Source organism: Aequorivita sp. 609 (assembly GCF_014212065.1).
Classification (GTDB): domain Bacteria; phylum Bacteroidota; class Bacteroidia; order Flavobacteriales; family Flavobacteriaceae; genus Aequorivita; species Aequorivita sinensis.
The window spans coordinates 19965-35106 of the sequence record NZ_JACJVM010000036.1; the positions used below are offsets into that span (position 1 = coordinate 19965).

Genomic DNA, 15142 nt, shown 5'->3' on the forward strand with positions numbered 1-15142 from the left:
TGAAATATAGAATTAATCATTAAATAATAATCGTAATGAAGATAAATTGGGGTACAGGATTGGTGATTGGGATGGTACTTTTTATATCATTCATACTGTTTTTCGTTATAAAAATAAGTACTCAAGATAAATACGATTTTGATTTGGTAACTGAAGATTACTATCAAAAAGAATTGGTTTTTCAAAAAGAAATGGACGATCAAACCAATTCACATTCTTTAAAGTCTAAAGTTAAAGGCAAAAGAACAGCTGAAGGATGGTTGATTACCTTTCCAGAGGAAGTTGATTATTCAAAGGTTTCTGGAACAGTATTGATGTATAGACCTTCTAACAAGAAATTAGATTTCGAGATGCCATTAAAATTATCGAGTTCAACCTTACTTATTCCGGATGAAAAGTTGGTAGGAGGCCGATGGAACACTATTGTTCACTGGAGTATCGATGGTGAAGATTATCTGTTTAAAGATGAAATTATTTATTAGTAAGGATTGATTTTTAAATAGAAAACCTTACCGAAATTGATTTATAAACTTAGAATTGGGTTCTTAAAATGTTATACACCGCACTTTTATTTGGATTATTAGGTAGTTTCCACTGCGTGGGAATGTGCGGCCCTATTGCATTTTTGTTACCTGTAGATAGAACTAATAACTTCAAGAAAATTGGTCAGATTTTTTTGTATCACTTTGGAAGGATACTAGCTTATAGTATTATAGGATTGGTTTTTGGGCTAGTAGGAAAAAGTTTAAACTTATTTGGGTTTCAGCAACAGCTTTCAATTTTGATTGGAGTATTAATGATTGCTGTTATCTTCATTCCCATAAAAACCTTTAATAAATACAACTTTTCAAAACCTATTTATAAAGCTGTTTCAAAAGTAAAATCTGCATTAGGGAAAGAATTAAAAAAGAAAACCCCTGATACGTTTTTAACCATTGGGTTTTTAAATGGCTTTTTACCTTGTGGGTTGGTGTATATGGCTGTTTTCGGAGCAATCGCCTCAGGAAATCCGCTTCAAGGGAGTTTGTATATGGCAATGTTTGGACTGGGTACAATCCCGCTAATGACTTCTGCTATATACCTTGGCAATTTTTTAAATGGGCAAGTGCGCCAACGAATTCGTAAAGCAATTCCAGTGTTGGTAGTAATTATAGGATGTCTATTTATCGTTAGAGGATTAGGCTTAGGAATACCCTATATTTCACCAAAACCAATGACAGAAACCGTAGATTCAAATATAGACTGTGCGCCAACGCTATCAGAAAATAAACTAATCAATAACCAAAAAAATATTTAAGCAATGACAAATTCAATCTTACCATTAGCTAACTGGGGCATGGGTACCGCAATCATCATTTTCTTTGCAGTATTATGTGTTGTTATGGCCGCCATTGTACTCAACTTTGTTCTTAGAGGTAAAGGCAGTAGTGACCATAATAACAATACAAATTCAGATAAAGAATAACAGAAGTAGGTAAATCTACTTGCCGACGCACTTAAAATTTCTGGTTTCTTCTTTTGAAAATTACTACCTCGCTAATTCAATTATAGCTTGGATAGTTTCTTTGTTGTCTACCCCAAGACCTTCTTGTTGATGCACAAGTTCACCCCCTTGATTAAAAACACTTATAATATTTGAGTGCGAAAAATCTATAGGGGAAATTTGTTTGTAATTAACTGCTAATACTGCAGCAAATTCACGGGTATCTTCTTCGCTACCACGTAGGAAAAGCCATTTGTCATCTTCCATCTGGTTTTCTTTTGCGAAAGCTTTTAAACGCTCAGGAGTATCAGTTTCTGGATCTATACTTACAAATACATATTGAACATCGTCCTTTTTATCATTAGGAATTTGTTTTTCAATATTTCTCATATCGGCAACCAACCTTGGGCAAGCAGCTTGACACGAGGTATATATCATAACCATTGCCAATACTTTTCCTTCTAGCTCTTTCAGTTCAATGTCTGCGCCGTCTTGCGTTGTCCAATGGGAAGGAAGGTTATAGATAGACATATCTGAAATAACATTACCCTTAGATTCTTCGGTATTGTTTTCAGAAATATCTTCAGAATCTTTAACTGCATTATTACAGGACATTGCAACAAGTGAAATTGCAATTAAAATATATTTTAAGTTTTTCATAATCATTTTTAATTTTTATAATGATGAATTAAGAGGTTAGAGCTTATTCTTCTACATCCTTAACACATCTAAATCCGAGGTTTTGTGAACTGTAACGCGCTTTCATACTTCCGCGAAAAGCATATCGCATAAACGCAGCATAATTCATTAAATCTGAAGCGCCAATAGCTGCACTTCCGCAGAAAAGATTAGAGTCTTTATCCTGATCTTTTCGTGATTCTCCCGAAATAAGAACTGTATTAAAATCTTGTGTCCACTCCCATACTAAGCCGTGTAAATCGTAAATTCCATAATAGTTTTTATAAGATTCTCCTATTGGATTTACATAGGTTTTAGGAGTCTCGTACCAACTTAAAATATATTGATTATACGATTCAATTCTTCTAGCGTCCGGAACGTCTTCATTGGCCATGGCGGCAAACTCCCATTCGTCAACTGTTGGTAACCGCTTTCCTTGGCATTCGCAATATTTTTTTGCTGCAAACCAAGAAACACTTGTTATCGGAGCATTAGCAAGACCGTTATAAGTAACATCATTTTCCCATTTATTAAGATAGCTTTTATCTGCAAACAGGCTTATAACGTTGCTTTTTTTCCATTTTGGATTTTCCTTTACAAATTTTAAATATTCTTCATTTGTAACAGGATATACATCCATCAAAAATGGGTCAACTTTTACCAGTTGGTCTGCCGTTCCATAGAGCGGTAAAAAAACACCGCCCTTTACTTTGGCCATTTTATCATTTTGAGCAGTAACCTTAACAAATAATAGTGAACAGACTAAGAAAAGGGCGATGTGGTATAATTTCATTTTATATAAATTTATTATCTATTTCTTACAGCTTTTACCATTTCTGGGGTTACATCTGTCTTGTTATTGCCCCAGCTGTTATATACATATGTCATCACATTTGCAACATCTTCATCACTAAGAGCCTGAGCGGTCATTACACTATTGTATTTTTTACCGTTTACAGTAATTTCACCAGACTTACCATTTAATACGATATCAATTGCGCGATCTACATCTGCGTTTAGGTAGTCTGCATTAGCTAAAGGAGGGAAGGCACCCTCGATACCCTGACCGTTTGCTTGGTGACAAGCAACACAAGTAGCCATATATTTATCTTTACCAAACTTCATTTTTTCCTCGAAACTCAATGCCTTAACTTCTTCTTTTTTATCATCTTTCTTACCTAAACTAGGCATCGATTGAATTACACTACCTTCTGGAAGATAAATTCCTTCGTAGATCTCCCCAGCAAAAACTTTTTCGTTTTCTTCACCTTCAACGTTTAATACGGCAAGTGCTCCTTTGTTGAATGCTCTAAAAATAGAGTGATCTACCAATATAAATGAACCTGGAACATCTACTTTAAATTCAACAATTGCTGCTCCTCCTGCAGGAATTAATGTAGTTTGAACATTGTCGTTTATTAAATCTCCACCTTCAACATGAACTCTGTCAAAAATTTCTCCAATTACGTGAAATGAAGAGACAAGGTTAGGCCCCCCATTACCTACAAATAAACGAATAGTTTCGCCTACTTTTGCAGTTAATGCGTTATCTCCTGTCATTGCTCCTACGTGACCGTTAAACACTACATAATCTGCTTTTTCATCAATTGCTTTCTGCATATCGAATGCTTGTAAACCACGTTCACCGTACTTTCCTTCGGTGTAGAAGTCACCCTGCATTATGTAATACTCTCTGTCTACAGGTTCTAAACCACCTTCTGGCTCAACTAAAATTAACCCGTACATACCGTTTGCAATATGCATCCCTACAGGAGCGGTCGCACAATGGTAAACATATAATCCCGGGTTGAGGGTTTTAAATGAAAAGATTTTCTCGTGACCTGGAGCAACAAATGAAGATTCTGCTCCACCTCCTGGACCATTCACTGCATGAAGGTCGATGTTGTGAGGAAGCTTATTGTCTGGGTGATTTTTTAGTTTAAATTCAATTTCGTCACCTACACGAGTTCTAATAAAACTTCCTGGTACAGTACCCCCAAACGTCCAATAAACGTATTTTACACCGTTTACCATCTCGCCTTCTCTTTCTTGAATTTCAAGATCGACGATTAGCTTTTTAGCTTTACGTTTTCCTACTGGAGTAGGAACAAATGGTGGATCGGTAAGTTCTGCTACCATTTCTTGGCTTACCGGAATATCTAAAGCATTTTCATAGGTTTTGCTAGATTGGTCGTTAACACATCCAGTTAAAAAGGCCGCTGCTCCAAAGCCTAGCAGCAGTTTTACTACATTTTTTTTCTTAAAATTAATTGTCATAATAGTTGGTTTTAAAAGGTTGATTTATAATTTGGTTGTTTCATTTTTATTCCAAGTGAACAGTGTAGGATTTATTGTTACCATTGCCCAAGCCCAATAATTTGAATTGCCATCAAAGTTGTTTTTTACACTTTCGGTGCCTTTTGTTGCGAAGTATTGAGAGTAACCAAGTTTTAATCCAACAAATTCATTCAATTCATACGAAGTTAACAAATCCAATTCAAATCCTAAATTATTTGAAACATAGTTATTTATGGCTGCTGCGGCATAAAATTGATGAAGTGCTAAATTGAAACTTGTTTTAGTATTTAGCTTGTACTTTACATTTCCGTAGATGTCTAAAAGTCCTACATTATTTATGTGGTTTCCTACATAATAATAATCCATTAGCCCATTAAACTTATGATTTGTACCATAAAGAGGAGTAAAGGCTTTATTTTCCCCATTTGCTGGCGCACCATAATCATTTCCACTCTGTAACTCGCTTCCTAATCCTAGATTTAGATTTGAAGTTGCAGCATAATTCGCTTCTAATGAAAATAAATATGCGCTTAAATCATTATCGGATACATCTTTACCAAATTGATAGTAGAGATTTGAAGAAAAATTCAAGTTATCAATACTAGCTTTTAAGTGCATTCCAGCAGTTTGGCTGTATCGAGTGTCATTTTTAAACGCATCTATTGCATCAATATATTGAAGTCCGTTGTTTAAAAATAGAAAACTTGCTGATAGCCTTTCCCAATTCTTATTTACCCAAATATATTGAAGGCTTTTATAGGTATTTACTGTAAGTATGTTTCCAGTAAGGCTTTCATTGTCCTGATTATAAGCTGCACCAAAATGAAGTTTAAAATAGCTTGGTTCAAATTTTAGAATTGCAGCGTCGTGGCTTCTTCCTTGCTGTGCCCAGCCAACATTTCCAAAGAAACGCTGATCGTCGTACACTATCTCCTGACGTCCAATTTTAAAATTAAAATCTTTAATCAAAAGTATTTCTGCCCATGCTTGATGTAGTGAAAAGCCATTATTGTCTGCTACATTGAGTTGTGGCACATCTCCCCAAACTCGCACATCTTGCGGACTTAAATACAGATGAAGTTTTTCAGTTTTAAATTCAAAGTTTAATCGCGTACGTTGTGAAACAAAGGCCGCAGGATTAACATTGTTTGGGTAAAGTGTTTTATAACCATGTCTAAGCTCAAATCTAGGACGTAGCTCTGCATCTAAAGTGAATTGCGAATAAACATTGACAACCCCTAACATCAGGAAAACAAATAATAGCTTCTTAGCAAAACTCATAACCGATAAAATTATTTTCTGACACAAATGTCTGAATATAAAATAAAAAGAAATATGACGGTTGTCACAAAAGCCTTATTAATAACTACTTTAAACAGTCATCGAAAACAGTTGCCTATCTGGCTGATTTCGTTGCAATAGCACGTCAAATGCCATGCAGATATTACGTACAAAAGGACGACCTTTTTCTGTTATATATAGTTCTTTAGCGCCAATTTCTAACAAACCATCAGCTTCCATTTCTTTTAAATTACTGAGTACTTCTGGTAATTCTGGAAATTGAAGTGAAGTGTCTTCCCAAGAAGTTTCTAATCTGCACATCATATTTAAAATGTGTTTTCTAATAATTAGATCTTCTTCATTTAACATATGACCTCGATATACTGGAAGAATTCCTTGCTCAACCAAATGTTGGTATTCCTCTACGTTTTTAGCATTTTGGGCAAAACTGTACCAGCTATCACCAATGGCAGAAACTCCAAGCCCAACCATTAGCTGAGTTTTGCTTTCTGTATACCCCATAAAATTTCTATGCAATTCTTTTTCTTTCACTGCTTTGTATAAGCTATCCGATTTTAAAGCGAAATGATCCATGCCTATTTCAATATATCCAGCTTCTTCTAGCATTTTCTTACCAGTTTCATACATATCTCTTTTTTCGGCTGGAGTAGGTAAATCTTCTTCTTTAAAACCTCGTTGGCCATTTCCCTTTATCCATGGCACGTGAGCATAGCTGTAAAAAGCTATACGGTCTGGCATTAGCTCTTTTGTTTTTTCTATAGAATAAATTACGTGCTCTTTTTTTTGAAATGGGAGTCCAAATATAATATCGTGTCCTACCGATGTATAACCAATTTCCCGAGCAGTTTCGGTTACTCGTTTTACGTTTATAAAGGGTTGAAGTCTGTTTATCGCCACTTGAACAGTTGGATTATAATCTTGAACCCCATAGCTTACTCTTGTAAAACCACAGTCGTAAAGAGTTTGTAAATGATCGCCTTTGGTGTTGTTTGGATGACCTTCAAAGCTGAAAGATGGATTCTCTGCCATTGTTGCATCTCGAAAAATACCTCTAATTAGAATTTTTAAGTTTTCTGCTGAAAAAAAAGTAGGTGTTCCTCCTCCTAAATGTAATTCCTTAATAATTGGTCTCTCATCAAATAGCTCAAGGTAAAGTCGCCATTCCTTTAAAACAGATTCTAAATATGGTGTTTCAACAGCGTGATTTTTGGTGATGCGTTTATTACATCCACAAAAAGTACACAAGCTTTCACAAAAGGGTAGGTGTATATACACACTTATTCCTTCTTTCGAATTGCTTTCAGAAAAACTTTGTGATACATTTTTCTTCCATTCTTTTAAGGAGAAGTTAGCCTCATTCCAATACGGAACAGTTGGATAACTTGTGTATCTAGGACCAGGAACATTGTACTTTGAAACTAAATTGGAAGTCATATCTAATTTTATTTTGGGTTCAAAATTAGAGCTGTTTGTTTGTTTACTAAATGATTAATGTCAGTTTTTATTTTTTTTAAACATCTTATCTTTCAGCATGTAAATAAATAATTTTACGTAACTTTTGTTACAATATGTGTTAATCTATTGTTTTAATTTTAGCTTTATCTTTATCTCAACAAAACCATAAGTTATGAAATTTTCATTATTATTTTTTGTTATAATTTTATTGTCGGCTTGTAAAAATAATCGAGCCAACTACTCGGAAATAGCACAGAATAATCCTGTGGAAGGTATTGCTAAACAGGAACACCCAGGAAAGAAGTTAATGGAAAATTATTGTAATGTTTGCCACAATCCAAAAACTGCAGAGAAGGATATCATTGCTCCCCCAATGATAGCTGTAAAAATGCATTATATTTCTGAAGAAACCACCAAAGAAGAATTTGTAGATACAATGCTAGATTGGGCTAAAGAACCTTCAGTAGCGAAATCGAAAATGCCTGGTGCCGTTAAAAAATTTGGTTTAATGCCCTATCAATTTTATCCAGAACAAACTATCAGGCATATTGCCGATTATATATTTGAGAATGATATAGAAGAACCAGTGTGGTTCGATAATCATTATAAAAAAATGCACGGTGACCGACCAAAAATGAAAGGTAAAAAAGGAAATAGTAGGGGGAAAGGGAAGAAAAAAGGAATAGGAAAAAACAATACAATTGAACAACATTCTTCCAAAGAGAAAGGTATGCAAATATCGCAAACCACTAAAGCCGAGTTAGGCAAAAATCTCATGGGACAAATACAAAAAAATGGCGTAATAGAAGCCTTAAATTTTTGTAACGTGCAAGCTATGCCTATTACAGATAGTATGGCAACAGTACACAATGCAACGATAAAGCGCGTAACAGATAAACCGAGAAACCCTAAAAACACAGCAAATTCACAAGAACTAGAATTTATTAATCAATTTAAGACTCAAATTGCAACGGGGAGAGAGGTTGAGCCTATACTTGTGAAAAAAGGTAACAATACAAAATTTTATTTACCAATTGTTACTAATGCTATGTGCCTACAATGCCATGGTTCTCCAGGAAAAGAATTAGAAACTATTACATTAGCTAAAATAAAACAACTATATCCTTTAGATATGGCCACAGGTTATTCCGAAAATGAGGTGCGCGGTATCTGGAGTATAAACTTTAATAATTAAAATATGAATAACAATCAATCGTATTGGGATGAACGCTATAAACAAGGTAAAACAGGTTGGGATATAGGTTATGTTTCCACCCCGATGGAAGATTATATCGATCAGCTTACCGATAAAAATTTAAAAATATTGATTCCCGGCGGAGGGAATAGTTATGAGGCGGAATACTTATTTGAAAATGGCTTTAGAAATGTTTATATAGCAGACATTTCTTCAATCCCACTTAACAATTTGGCTGAGCGCATTCCATCATTTCCAAAAGAAAATTTACTACACACAGATTTCTTTGATTTAAACGATTCGTTCGATCTAATATTAGAACAAACATTTTTCTGTGCGTTAGAGCCCATTTTAAGGAATCGATACGTCGATAAAGCATACGATTTGCTGAAGCCTAATGGAAAAATAGTGGGATTGCTTTTTAATATTCCATTGAACAGTGATGAACCACCATTTGGTGGAAATAAGGATGAGTATATTCCTTTGTTTGAAGATAAGTTTGTAATCGATAAAATGGAAATGGCTTACAATTCTATCCCTCCTAGAGAAGGAAACGAACTGTTTATTAAGTTGCAGAAAAAGTAATTTTAAACTTTATAGCTTTTCGCCATAAGCTAAATCTCCTGCGTCACCTAAGCCTGGAATAATATATCCACGACTGTCTAAACGGTCATCTACAGCAGCTATCCATAAATGTGTATCTGCGGGGAAAATTTTTTCAACGTATTCAATCCCTGGTTTAGCACCTATAACAGATAGTATGTGTATTTGCTTAGGTTTTCCGTGATTTTTTAAAGCTTCCAATACATTTTCCAATGTTTTTCCTGTTGCAAGCATAGGATCTACAAGTATCAATGTTTTTCCTTCTATAGAAGGTGAAGCTAGATAACTAACGATAACTTCAAAGTCATCATCATCATTTGGATGTTCTCTGTAAGCAGAAATAAAAGCGTTTTCAACCGAATCGAAATAATTTAAAACTCCATTGTGAAGCGGAAGTCCGGCACGTAAAATTGAGCATAATACTATTTTGTTGTCAGGAACATATACTTCCTTTTCACCTAGTGGAGTAGTGACTTTAACAGTTTCATAGTTTAAGGTTTTACTAATCTCATAGCTCATAATTTCACCAATGCGCTCTATATTTCTTCTAAAACGCATTGAATCTTTCTGAATCGAAATATCGCGAAGCTCAAAAATGTATTTACTGATTAAAGAATTCTCTTTACTGAAATCGTTTATTATCATAATAATTTAGATATGTGTACTAAGATAAAGCATCTCAAAAAAACAAAGATACTAATCTAAGAAAAAGACCATCTACTTTTATGCGGATGGTCTTTTAAAATGTATGAATAGTGAATGTTTTAAAGGCTTTTCAAGAAGTCTTTAAAATCCTGTCTATCGTAATCGGCCATTCCTTTGTGAGTAAACACCAATTCTCCTTTTGAATTTATAATATATGTAGTAGGGATACTTTGTGACTCATACATTCTTGGCATTGCCGCTATTGGTGCATAAACTTCAAAGTCAAAATTGTTTCTCTTTTTATAATCTATCGCCTTTTCAAACTTACGATCAAAAGAAATCATGAGCACTTCAACTTTATCCTTATCGATGTCGTTGTACATTTTGTTTATGCTAGGCATTTCTGCTACACATGGCGGACACCAAGTAGCCCAAAGGTTTATAAATATCACTTTCCCACGAAATTGTTCCATAGAAACCTTTTCCCCTTTAGAATTTATCAACTGTAAATTGAAATCGGCTTTTGTTGCTGTAGGACCATTTTCTGTAATATCTTCTTCTACTTTTTCAATATCTGGATTCATTGCGCCTGTAGCTAATAATCCACGTTGTGCAAAACCGATAATTTCAGTGTGAATTCCAGAAAAATAAATTCCGAGTATCACTACAGCGAATACTCCGTATTCGATTAAGTTTTTCTTTATTTTTTTGTTCATATTCAATTTTTTTAAAAAGTTGTTTTTTATTTAAAAATGTAATCTGTACCTGGCACTGTAGAAAACGAATTCACACCCAAATACTCACAATATGCTCGACCGTCCATTTTTGGCGAAATAGGGGAGTGAAGCTTTAAATATTCTTCAACTACTTCGTGAATGGTATAATCCTTAGTTTCAACATCAATTACATTAGGCATTCTACACAGTACGTGGTCTGGATCTCCAGGACGTTCGCATGCAGAAATTGTGTAATATCTATTTTCATCAAGTGGCTCGCCATTTACTTCAATAGATATTATTCGTTCATTTTTATCATTCTGACTGTTAAACTCAACTTTCATTCCTGAAAATCGTACTAGCCATCCGCCAAATCGTTCTGTAGCATTTTGTGCAAAAGCGTTATGCATCTCTTTTTCCAACCACATTTTAATTTGCTTCCCTGTAGCTTTCCCTGTTTTTACGGGTTCGTTAACAGGCATTAGGTTCCAAAGGTTGGCACGAGTTATCGCTGCTGGTTTACCATCTTTTGGAACGATAGGATTTCCAAATCTAAACCCGTTTGAAATTGAAATATCTGCGCCAGTTTTCCATCGTGCCGCGTCGGTTATTAAATTATCCATAGGATTTTCAACTGTAAGATATCGATATAATGGCTCAGTGGTGTACCCTACAATAGTTTCAAGGTTTTCTTGATACGGAGCTTTGTTTTTGTTTATTATAGCTTGTATTTCAGGATCCGCTTTATAAACTTCAGGATCTACATCTATAAGTTCATAATCGTCTTTTACCAACTTATTATTTACAAAATATAAGTTTAGCTTTCCTACAAACGATCCAAATGCTCCCGGCTCTGTAACTTTTGCATATGTACCTTGTATGGGTTGCCTAACGCGTTCGTGGGTGTCATTTCCTAGAATATAATCTACGTTTTCAGCAATTGGGCTATTGGCCAAAGTTACCTGCTTATAGATACCGATATGCGTAACTAAAAACATCACATCAATTTTCTCATCAACCTTTACCTTGTCTATAAATTTTTTTACACTGTTGTCTATCTGACTAAAATTAATTCCTTTACTGAAAATAGGGTTCTGTCTTATGGGAACATCTGGGTCGTTTATGCCGATAAATCCAAGACGAACGCCATTAATTTCCTTTACTAAATATGAAGGGTAAAGATTTTCATTGCTGTCTTCATGTTTCATATTCTGAACAATGGTAGGGGTTTCAAACTTTTCATAAACTTCAAGCATTTTTTGCTTGCCGTAAATTACTTCCCAATTTCCAGGAATTAACACATCGTAATTCATGTTTTTGATTACATCGGACATTACTTCACCCTCAGAGAAAGCCACATAACCACTTCCTTGAATTAAATCGCCACCATCTACAATGAGGGTTTTTCCAGGGTTTTTCTTTCTTTCTTCGTCAAAAAGCGTTTTTATATGGGCTAAACCGCCACGCTTCTTAAAGACAATCTCGTTGTTTTCCCAAAATAACTCAGGATGTGGATCTAATTGCCCGTGAATATCTGCAGTTTGTAAAATTGTGATTTTTAAAGTGTCTTGCGCATCGCTTTTTGCTTGGGGATTTTTGTTAAAATTAGGGCTGTTCCAAGCTATAAAAGTTGCAACACCCATAATTAAAGCTATATATGTATAAATTCGATTTGGTTTCATTTTGGTTATTTTAAAGGCTTAATAATTTATATCCTTTTTTCTGAAGTTGGAAGGCCGTTAAAAAGGCATTATCTACAACTTCCACTTCTTTAGGTAAATCTTTAGGGTCGATTTTTAGACGGTCTAAAGACATTTTGCACACATTCAGACTCACATTTTGCTTTATTGCCTGCTTTCGGTTGTCCTCAGTGTCAGCAGTTTTTATTGGAGATACATTCGCCCCGTAAAGAACGATTTTAAAGTCTCCAGAGGTATTTAATTCTTTGGCTGCGAGTAAGATTGGTTTTAGCTGTTCAGGGTTTGAAGTGAGCACCACAAAATCATCAGTAATTTGCTGTTGTTGCGCTGTTACGCTAAAGCTTACTAAGGCGATAAGTACTATAAATATATTTTTCATAAATTAAATTTTTAAAGTCCTAAGCTTAAATATCCTTTTTGCTGAAGCTTTAGGTTGTGTAATATTCCATTATCTATTATTTCCATATTCTTCGGAAGCTTTTTAGGATCGACATTAAATTTCTTTAATGAAAATCCACAGGCTACGATGTTTGCACCTATCTTTTTTGCTTCTTTAAGATGAGGTTTCATTGTTTCCAAATCGGTTAAATTGCTAATTTCCTTTCCACAAACAATAATTTCAAAATTCCCGAAGTTTTTTCCATCTTCTTTTGAAAGTTCTTTTGCAGCCAAAAGAATTGGCTTGAGTTGTTGTACTTTTTTTGTGAGTACTACATAGTTTTGTTTTTCAGCTTCTTGAGCTATTGTATGCTGTATATTCCCCATTAACATAAATAGAGAAAGTATAAAAGTTGAAACAAGTGTTTTCATTGTTAATGTATTTTGTTGTTATTAAAGTCGTTTAAAATAAAAAAGAGTAGGCCTCCAGCGATTGCTATATTTTTAAAAAGTGGCCCTAGACTGTTTACTTGTCCTATCTGAATAGTAATAGTTATAGGGATAAGCACAGCGAATAAAACCATAGCAGCCCATCGGGTTTTAAAGCCAATTAAAAAGCTAATCCCTGCCGCCAACATTACAATTCCTGATAGAATCACTAAAAGTTCAAGGTTGCCAAAAAACTCGGCAAATCCCTTGAATTTAGCCATCTGAATGCGGTTTACTGTTTTTTCAATTTCAATTAAGTGATTGGCTCCCGCCATTAAAAATATTCCGCTTACCATAATGCGTAATATCTGCACAGAGCGCTTGCCAACGGTTAGAGTTGGGTTCATAAATATGTAAGTTAAAGATTGAAAGATGTTTTATCGATAGCAAAATCTATTCACCTATAAAATCGGGTGTTCCTAAATCGATAAAAAATAAAATGCCTGAAAATAATTATGAAAGGCGAGGAGGGAGGTAGTTTCGTTCGTCAAATAAGTTTAATTTGAGGAACTCTTTAAAAGTGAAATTCTCATAATTGTCTTCACTGTAAACCAAGGTGAATTCAGGGTTTATAAAGTCGACAAATGATGTACATATAAGTGATATTTGCCCCTGTTGCTCGTGCTGATAGTCGATTACTTCAGCTTTTGAAGCAGGAACTGTAGATGTTTTGTTTTTACAATAAGGCTTTACAAACGTGATATTATCTGTAACTAAATGCGCGAAACCACTATAACTATTAAAAACCATACTCATCAAGATAAGTCCGGCGAAGATAAAAGCTATTGTGTTTTTAGGTTTCATTACTAGCAAATCTAAATAATACTTTATAATTAGAGTGTAACTTAGGTTACATTGATTAGTGAAAGTTCAGATTAATCGACGGAATTTTATAATCCCCACCCAAATAACTCATAACTCTTAACTCATAACTCAAAACTCTGAACTCACAACTCATAACTCTGAACTAAAAAAACTACTTACGTTCAGCTTCTGTAGTTTTATTTTCTTGAAAATAGGAATTAAATAGGAAATAGAATATCCATAACCTACGCCAAATTCGCTATAATCATAGGTTCTGTTGTAACCTGGTATGTATAGATTGTCGAAGTTATTGGGTTTGTCTTCGGCTACTTTTCTTTTTAGTTGAAGGTTTATAGACAGGTAGAGGTTGTTTAACACTTCGGTTTTTATCCCTACAATCAATTCTGCCCAATGTGCTGTTAAGCCTGTAAATTCTTGAGGGTCGTAAATAGTTTCGTTGGGATATGCTGGATTGTCGGTATAGATTCTGTAGCTAATTAACTCCTGCTTAAATGTTGAAAATCCGTAGCGTAATCCAATAGTAATAGCGTTTTCCATTCCAAGCCAATTTTCATATGCGTTGTAATCAAACCCAAGTTTGGCATAGCTACCGCTGGTTTTGGAAGATACATAAGGTTCTACCCAATCTTTCTTTTCATTTCCTAATTCTGTTGCTGCATAGAATTTATCCGTAACCCTAAAATCTCCTATAATTTCAAAGCCAGAATATCCGTCTTCGAGTAAAGTTCTTAAAGGCTTAGATAAATCTGCTCCAACACGCAATCCGTATTTTTCAATCTTCGGAATAGTATCGTTAGCATTTTTATTTTTCTGCGCCACCATAGATTGAGTGCCGCAAAATAGACTAATGCAGCAAAGTAAGGTGAGCGCTATTTTCATCTTTTACAGTTTCTCGTTTTGGTATTACTTGTTCAATCCAATTCTCGTTGCCTTCTTCTTCTAAAGTAGAAATCAAATTATCGAATTCCGTTCTAAAACCACAGGCACGATTTACGTAGCCATTTTCTCTACTATAAGTAAACATCATTTTGTCAATGTCTACTATAGTATCGGTTTCAGTAATTGTGGTTTTTATAAAAAGGTATTTTGTGGTATCTCGGTTTGTATTAAGTGGAAGTACTATAGAATCTGTACTAGTTCGCGAAATAACTTCGATGGAATCTGAATTATTTGTTTTTACAGTCAAAAAATTAACTTTCTTAAGCACCGTAGGGTTTGCGATATCGTTAAACGTTATCACCAAATTAGACGTTGTTGCTGTATCTGGTGGGCAGATATCATCTTTTGTACACCCTTTAAAGGCATAAATTATAAGAAAGAGAAGTATAATTCTTTTAAACATAGTTTTTTAAAATTGACCTAAATACCTTTTTTG

19 protein-coding genes are annotated in these 15142 nt (G+C 34.5%); 5 read left to right on the forward strand and 14 right to left on the reverse strand.

Going from position 1 to position 15142, the window contains the following annotated elements; translation table 11 throughout:
- Positions 1-35 precede the first annotated feature (35 nt).
- From H4O20_RS12155 to H4O20_RS12165, 3 genes are all read left to right on the forward strand, one after another.
- Complete coding sequence (locus H4O20_RS12155; RefSeq protein WP_139856588.1) at positions 36-482, forward strand: FixH family protein; 447 nt, start codon at positions 36-38, stop codon at positions 480-482.
- Between the two features lie 68 nt (positions 483-550).
- Complete coding sequence (locus H4O20_RS12160; RefSeq protein ID WP_185099412.1) at positions 551-1297, forward strand: sulfite exporter TauE/SafE family protein; 747 nt, start codon at positions 551-553, stop codon at positions 1295-1297.
- A 3-nt stretch (positions 1298-1300) separates the two neighbouring features.
- Positions 1301-1465 (forward strand): hypothetical protein, encoded by a 165-nt coding sequence (locus H4O20_RS12165; protein WP_185099413.1) that lies wholly within the window; start codon positions 1301-1303, stop codon positions 1463-1465.
- Between the two features lie 63 nt (positions 1466-1528).
- Here the strand turns inward: H4O20_RS12165 and H4O20_RS12170 are convergent, their stop codons facing one another.
- The 5 genes from H4O20_RS12170 to hemN all read right to left on the reverse strand — a co-directional run bounded on the left by H4O20_RS12170 (position 1529) and on the right by hemN (position 7195).
- Positions 1529-2143: an SCO family protein gene (locus H4O20_RS12170; protein WP_185099414.1), complete on the reverse strand. Its 615-nt coding sequence runs from the start codon at positions 2141-2143 to the stop codon at positions 1529-1531.
- 43 nt (positions 2144-2186) lie between these two features.
- Positions 2187-2954, reverse strand: coding sequence for a formylglycine-generating enzyme family protein (locus H4O20_RS12175; RefSeq protein WP_185099415.1), 768 nt, complete (start codon positions 2952-2954; stop codon positions 2187-2189).
- Positions 2955-2968: 14 nt separating this feature from the next.
- Positions 2969-4438: a copper-containing nitrite reductase gene (nirK, locus tag H4O20_RS12180; RefSeq protein WP_139856592.1), complete on the reverse strand. Its 1470-nt coding sequence runs from the start codon at positions 4436-4438 to the stop codon at positions 2969-2971.
- Positions 4439-4462: 24 nt separating this feature from the next.
- Positions 4463-5740 (reverse strand): alginate export family protein, encoded by a 1278-nt coding sequence (locus tag H4O20_RS12185; protein ID WP_185099416.1) that lies wholly within the window; start codon positions 5738-5740, stop codon positions 4463-4465.
- 90 nt (positions 5741-5830) lie between these two features.
- Entirely contained in the window at positions 5831-7195 is a 1365-nt protein-coding gene (hemN, locus tag H4O20_RS12190; RefSeq protein ID WP_185099417.1) for an oxygen-independent coproporphyrinogen III oxidase, read from the reverse strand.
- A 193-nt stretch (positions 7196-7388) separates the two neighbouring features.
- Here hemN and H4O20_RS12195 point away from each other — a divergent pair, with 193 nt between their 5' ends.
- Positions 7389-8411 carry a DUF3365 domain-containing protein gene (locus H4O20_RS12195; protein WP_185099418.1) on the forward strand — a complete coding sequence of 341 codons (1023 nt, stop codon included), beginning with the start codon at positions 7389-7391 and terminating at the stop codon, positions 8409-8411.
- A 3-nt stretch (positions 8412-8414) separates the two neighbouring features.
- Positions 8415-8996 carry a methyltransferase domain-containing protein gene (locus tag H4O20_RS12200; RefSeq protein ID WP_185099419.1) on the forward strand — a complete coding sequence of 194 codons (582 nt, stop codon included), beginning with the start codon at positions 8415-8417 and terminating at the stop codon, positions 8994-8996.
- 9 nt (positions 8997-9005) lie between these two features.
- Here H4O20_RS12200 and upp read toward each other — a convergent pair whose 3' ends face one another.
- From upp to H4O20_RS12245, 9 genes are all read right to left on the reverse strand, one after another.
- Positions 9006-9659 (reverse strand): uracil phosphoribosyltransferase, encoded by a 654-nt coding sequence (gene upp, locus H4O20_RS12205; RefSeq protein WP_185099420.1) that lies wholly within the window; start codon positions 9657-9659, stop codon positions 9006-9008.
- 119 nt (positions 9660-9778) lie between these two features.
- A complete protein-coding gene (locus H4O20_RS12210; protein WP_139856597.1) occupies positions 9779-10375 on the reverse strand; it encodes a TlpA disulfide reductase family protein in 597 nt (198 codons plus the stop codon).
- Positions 10376-10401: 26 nt separating this feature from the next.
- Positions 10402-12057, reverse strand: a complete 1656-nt coding sequence (locus tag H4O20_RS12215; protein ID WP_260402678.1) for a bifunctional UDP-sugar hydrolase/5'-nucleotidase — start codon at positions 12055-12057, stop codon at positions 10402-10404.
- A gap of 10 nt (positions 12058-12067) precedes the next feature.
- Positions 12068-12454, reverse strand: a complete 387-nt coding sequence (locus H4O20_RS12220; protein WP_185099421.1) for a DsrE family protein — start codon at positions 12452-12454, stop codon at positions 12068-12070.
- An 11-nt stretch (positions 12455-12465) separates the two neighbouring features.
- A complete protein-coding gene (locus tag H4O20_RS12225; protein WP_185099422.1) occupies positions 12466-12885 on the reverse strand; it encodes a sulfur reduction protein DsrE in 420 nt (139 codons plus the stop codon).
- A 2-nt stretch (positions 12886-12887) separates the two neighbouring features.
- Entirely contained in the window at positions 12888-13289 is a 402-nt protein-coding gene (locus H4O20_RS12230) for a DoxX family protein (protein ID WP_139856601.1), read from the reverse strand.
- A gap of 106 nt (positions 13290-13395) precedes the next feature.
- A complete protein-coding gene (locus H4O20_RS12235; protein ID WP_139856602.1) occupies positions 13396-13746 on the reverse strand; it encodes a hypothetical protein in 351 nt (116 codons plus the stop codon).
- A 150-nt stretch (positions 13747-13896) separates the two neighbouring features.
- A complete protein-coding gene (locus H4O20_RS12240) occupies positions 13897-14646 on the reverse strand; it encodes a DUF6048 family protein (RefSeq protein ID WP_185099423.1) in 750 nt (249 codons plus the stop codon).
- Complete coding sequence (locus H4O20_RS12245) at positions 14612-15109, reverse strand: DUF6452 family protein (protein WP_185099424.1); 498 nt, start codon at positions 15107-15109, stop codon at positions 14612-14614. Before H4O20_RS12245 ends, H4O20_RS12240 begins: the two co-directional genes overlap by 35 nt.
- Positions 15110-15142 lie beyond the last annotated feature (33 nt).

What these genes read in the sequence shown, in the direction of transcription:
- H4O20_RS12155 (WP_139856588.1), top strand. Translation starts at nt 36, where the DNA reads ATGAAGATAAATTGGGGTACAGGATTGGTGATTGGGATGGTACTTTTT.
- H4O20_RS12160 (WP_185099412.1), top strand. Translation starts at nt 551, where the DNA reads ATGTTATACACCGCACTTTTATTTGGATTATTAGGTAGTTTCCACTGC.
- H4O20_RS12165 (WP_185099413.1), top strand. Translation starts at nt 1,301, where the DNA reads ATGACAAATTCAATCTTACCATTAGCTAACTGGGGCATGGGTACCGCA.
- H4O20_RS12170 (WP_185099414.1), bottom strand. Translation starts at nt 2,143, where the DNA reads ATGAAAAACTTAAAATATATTTTAATTGCAATTTCACTTGTTGCAATG.
- H4O20_RS12175 (WP_185099415.1), bottom strand. Translation starts at nt 2,954, where the DNA reads ATGAAATTATACCACATCGCCCTTTTCTTAGTCTGTTCACTATTATTT.
- nirK (WP_139856592.1), bottom strand. Translation starts at nt 4,438, where the DNA reads ATGACAATTAATTTTAAGAAAAAAAATGTAGTAAAACTGCTGCTAGGC.
- H4O20_RS12185 (WP_185099416.1), bottom strand. Translation starts at nt 5,740, where the DNA reads ATGAGTTTTGCTAAGAAGCTATTATTTGTTTTCCTGATGTTAGGGGTT.
- hemN (WP_185099417.1), bottom strand. Translation starts at nt 7,195, where the DNA reads ATGACTTCCAATTTAGTTTCAAAGTACAATGTTCCTGGTCCTAGATAC.
- H4O20_RS12195 (WP_185099418.1), top strand. Translation starts at nt 7,389, where the DNA reads ATGAAATTTTCATTATTATTTTTTGTTATAATTTTATTGTCGGCTTGT.
- H4O20_RS12200 (WP_185099419.1), top strand. Translation starts at nt 8,415, where the DNA reads ATGAATAACAATCAATCGTATTGGGATGAACGCTATAAACAAGGTAAA.
- upp (WP_185099420.1), bottom strand. Translation starts at nt 9,659, where the DNA reads ATGATAATAAACGATTTCAGTAAAGAGAATTCTTTAATCAGTAAATAC.
- H4O20_RS12210 (WP_139856597.1), bottom strand. Translation starts at nt 10,375, where the DNA reads ATGAACAAAAAAATAAAGAAAAACTTAATCGAATACGGAGTATTCGCT.
- H4O20_RS12215 (WP_260402678.1), bottom strand. Translation starts at nt 12,057, where the DNA reads ATGAAACCAAATCGAATTTATACATATATAGCTTTAATTATGGGTGTT.
- H4O20_RS12220 (WP_185099421.1), bottom strand. Translation starts at nt 12,454, where the DNA reads ATGAAAAATATATTTATAGTACTTATCGCCTTAGTAAGCTTTAGCGTA.
- H4O20_RS12225 (WP_185099422.1), bottom strand. Translation starts at nt 12,885, where the DNA reads ATGAAAACACTTGTTTCAACTTTTATACTTTCTCTATTTATGTTAATG.
- H4O20_RS12230 (WP_139856601.1), bottom strand. Translation starts at nt 13,289, where the DNA reads ATGAACCCAACTCTAACCGTTGGCAAGCGCTCTGTGCAGATATTACGC.
- H4O20_RS12235 (WP_139856602.1), bottom strand. Translation starts at nt 13,746, where the DNA reads ATGAAACCTAAAAACACAATAGCTTTTATCTTCGCCGGACTTATCTTG.
- H4O20_RS12240 (WP_185099423.1), bottom strand. Translation starts at nt 14,646, where the DNA reads ATGAAAATAGCGCTCACCTTACTTTGCTGCATTAGTCTATTTTGCGGC.
- H4O20_RS12245 (WP_185099424.1), bottom strand. Translation starts at nt 15,109, where the DNA reads ATGTTTAAAAGAATTATACTTCTCTTTCTTATAATTTATGCCTTTAAA.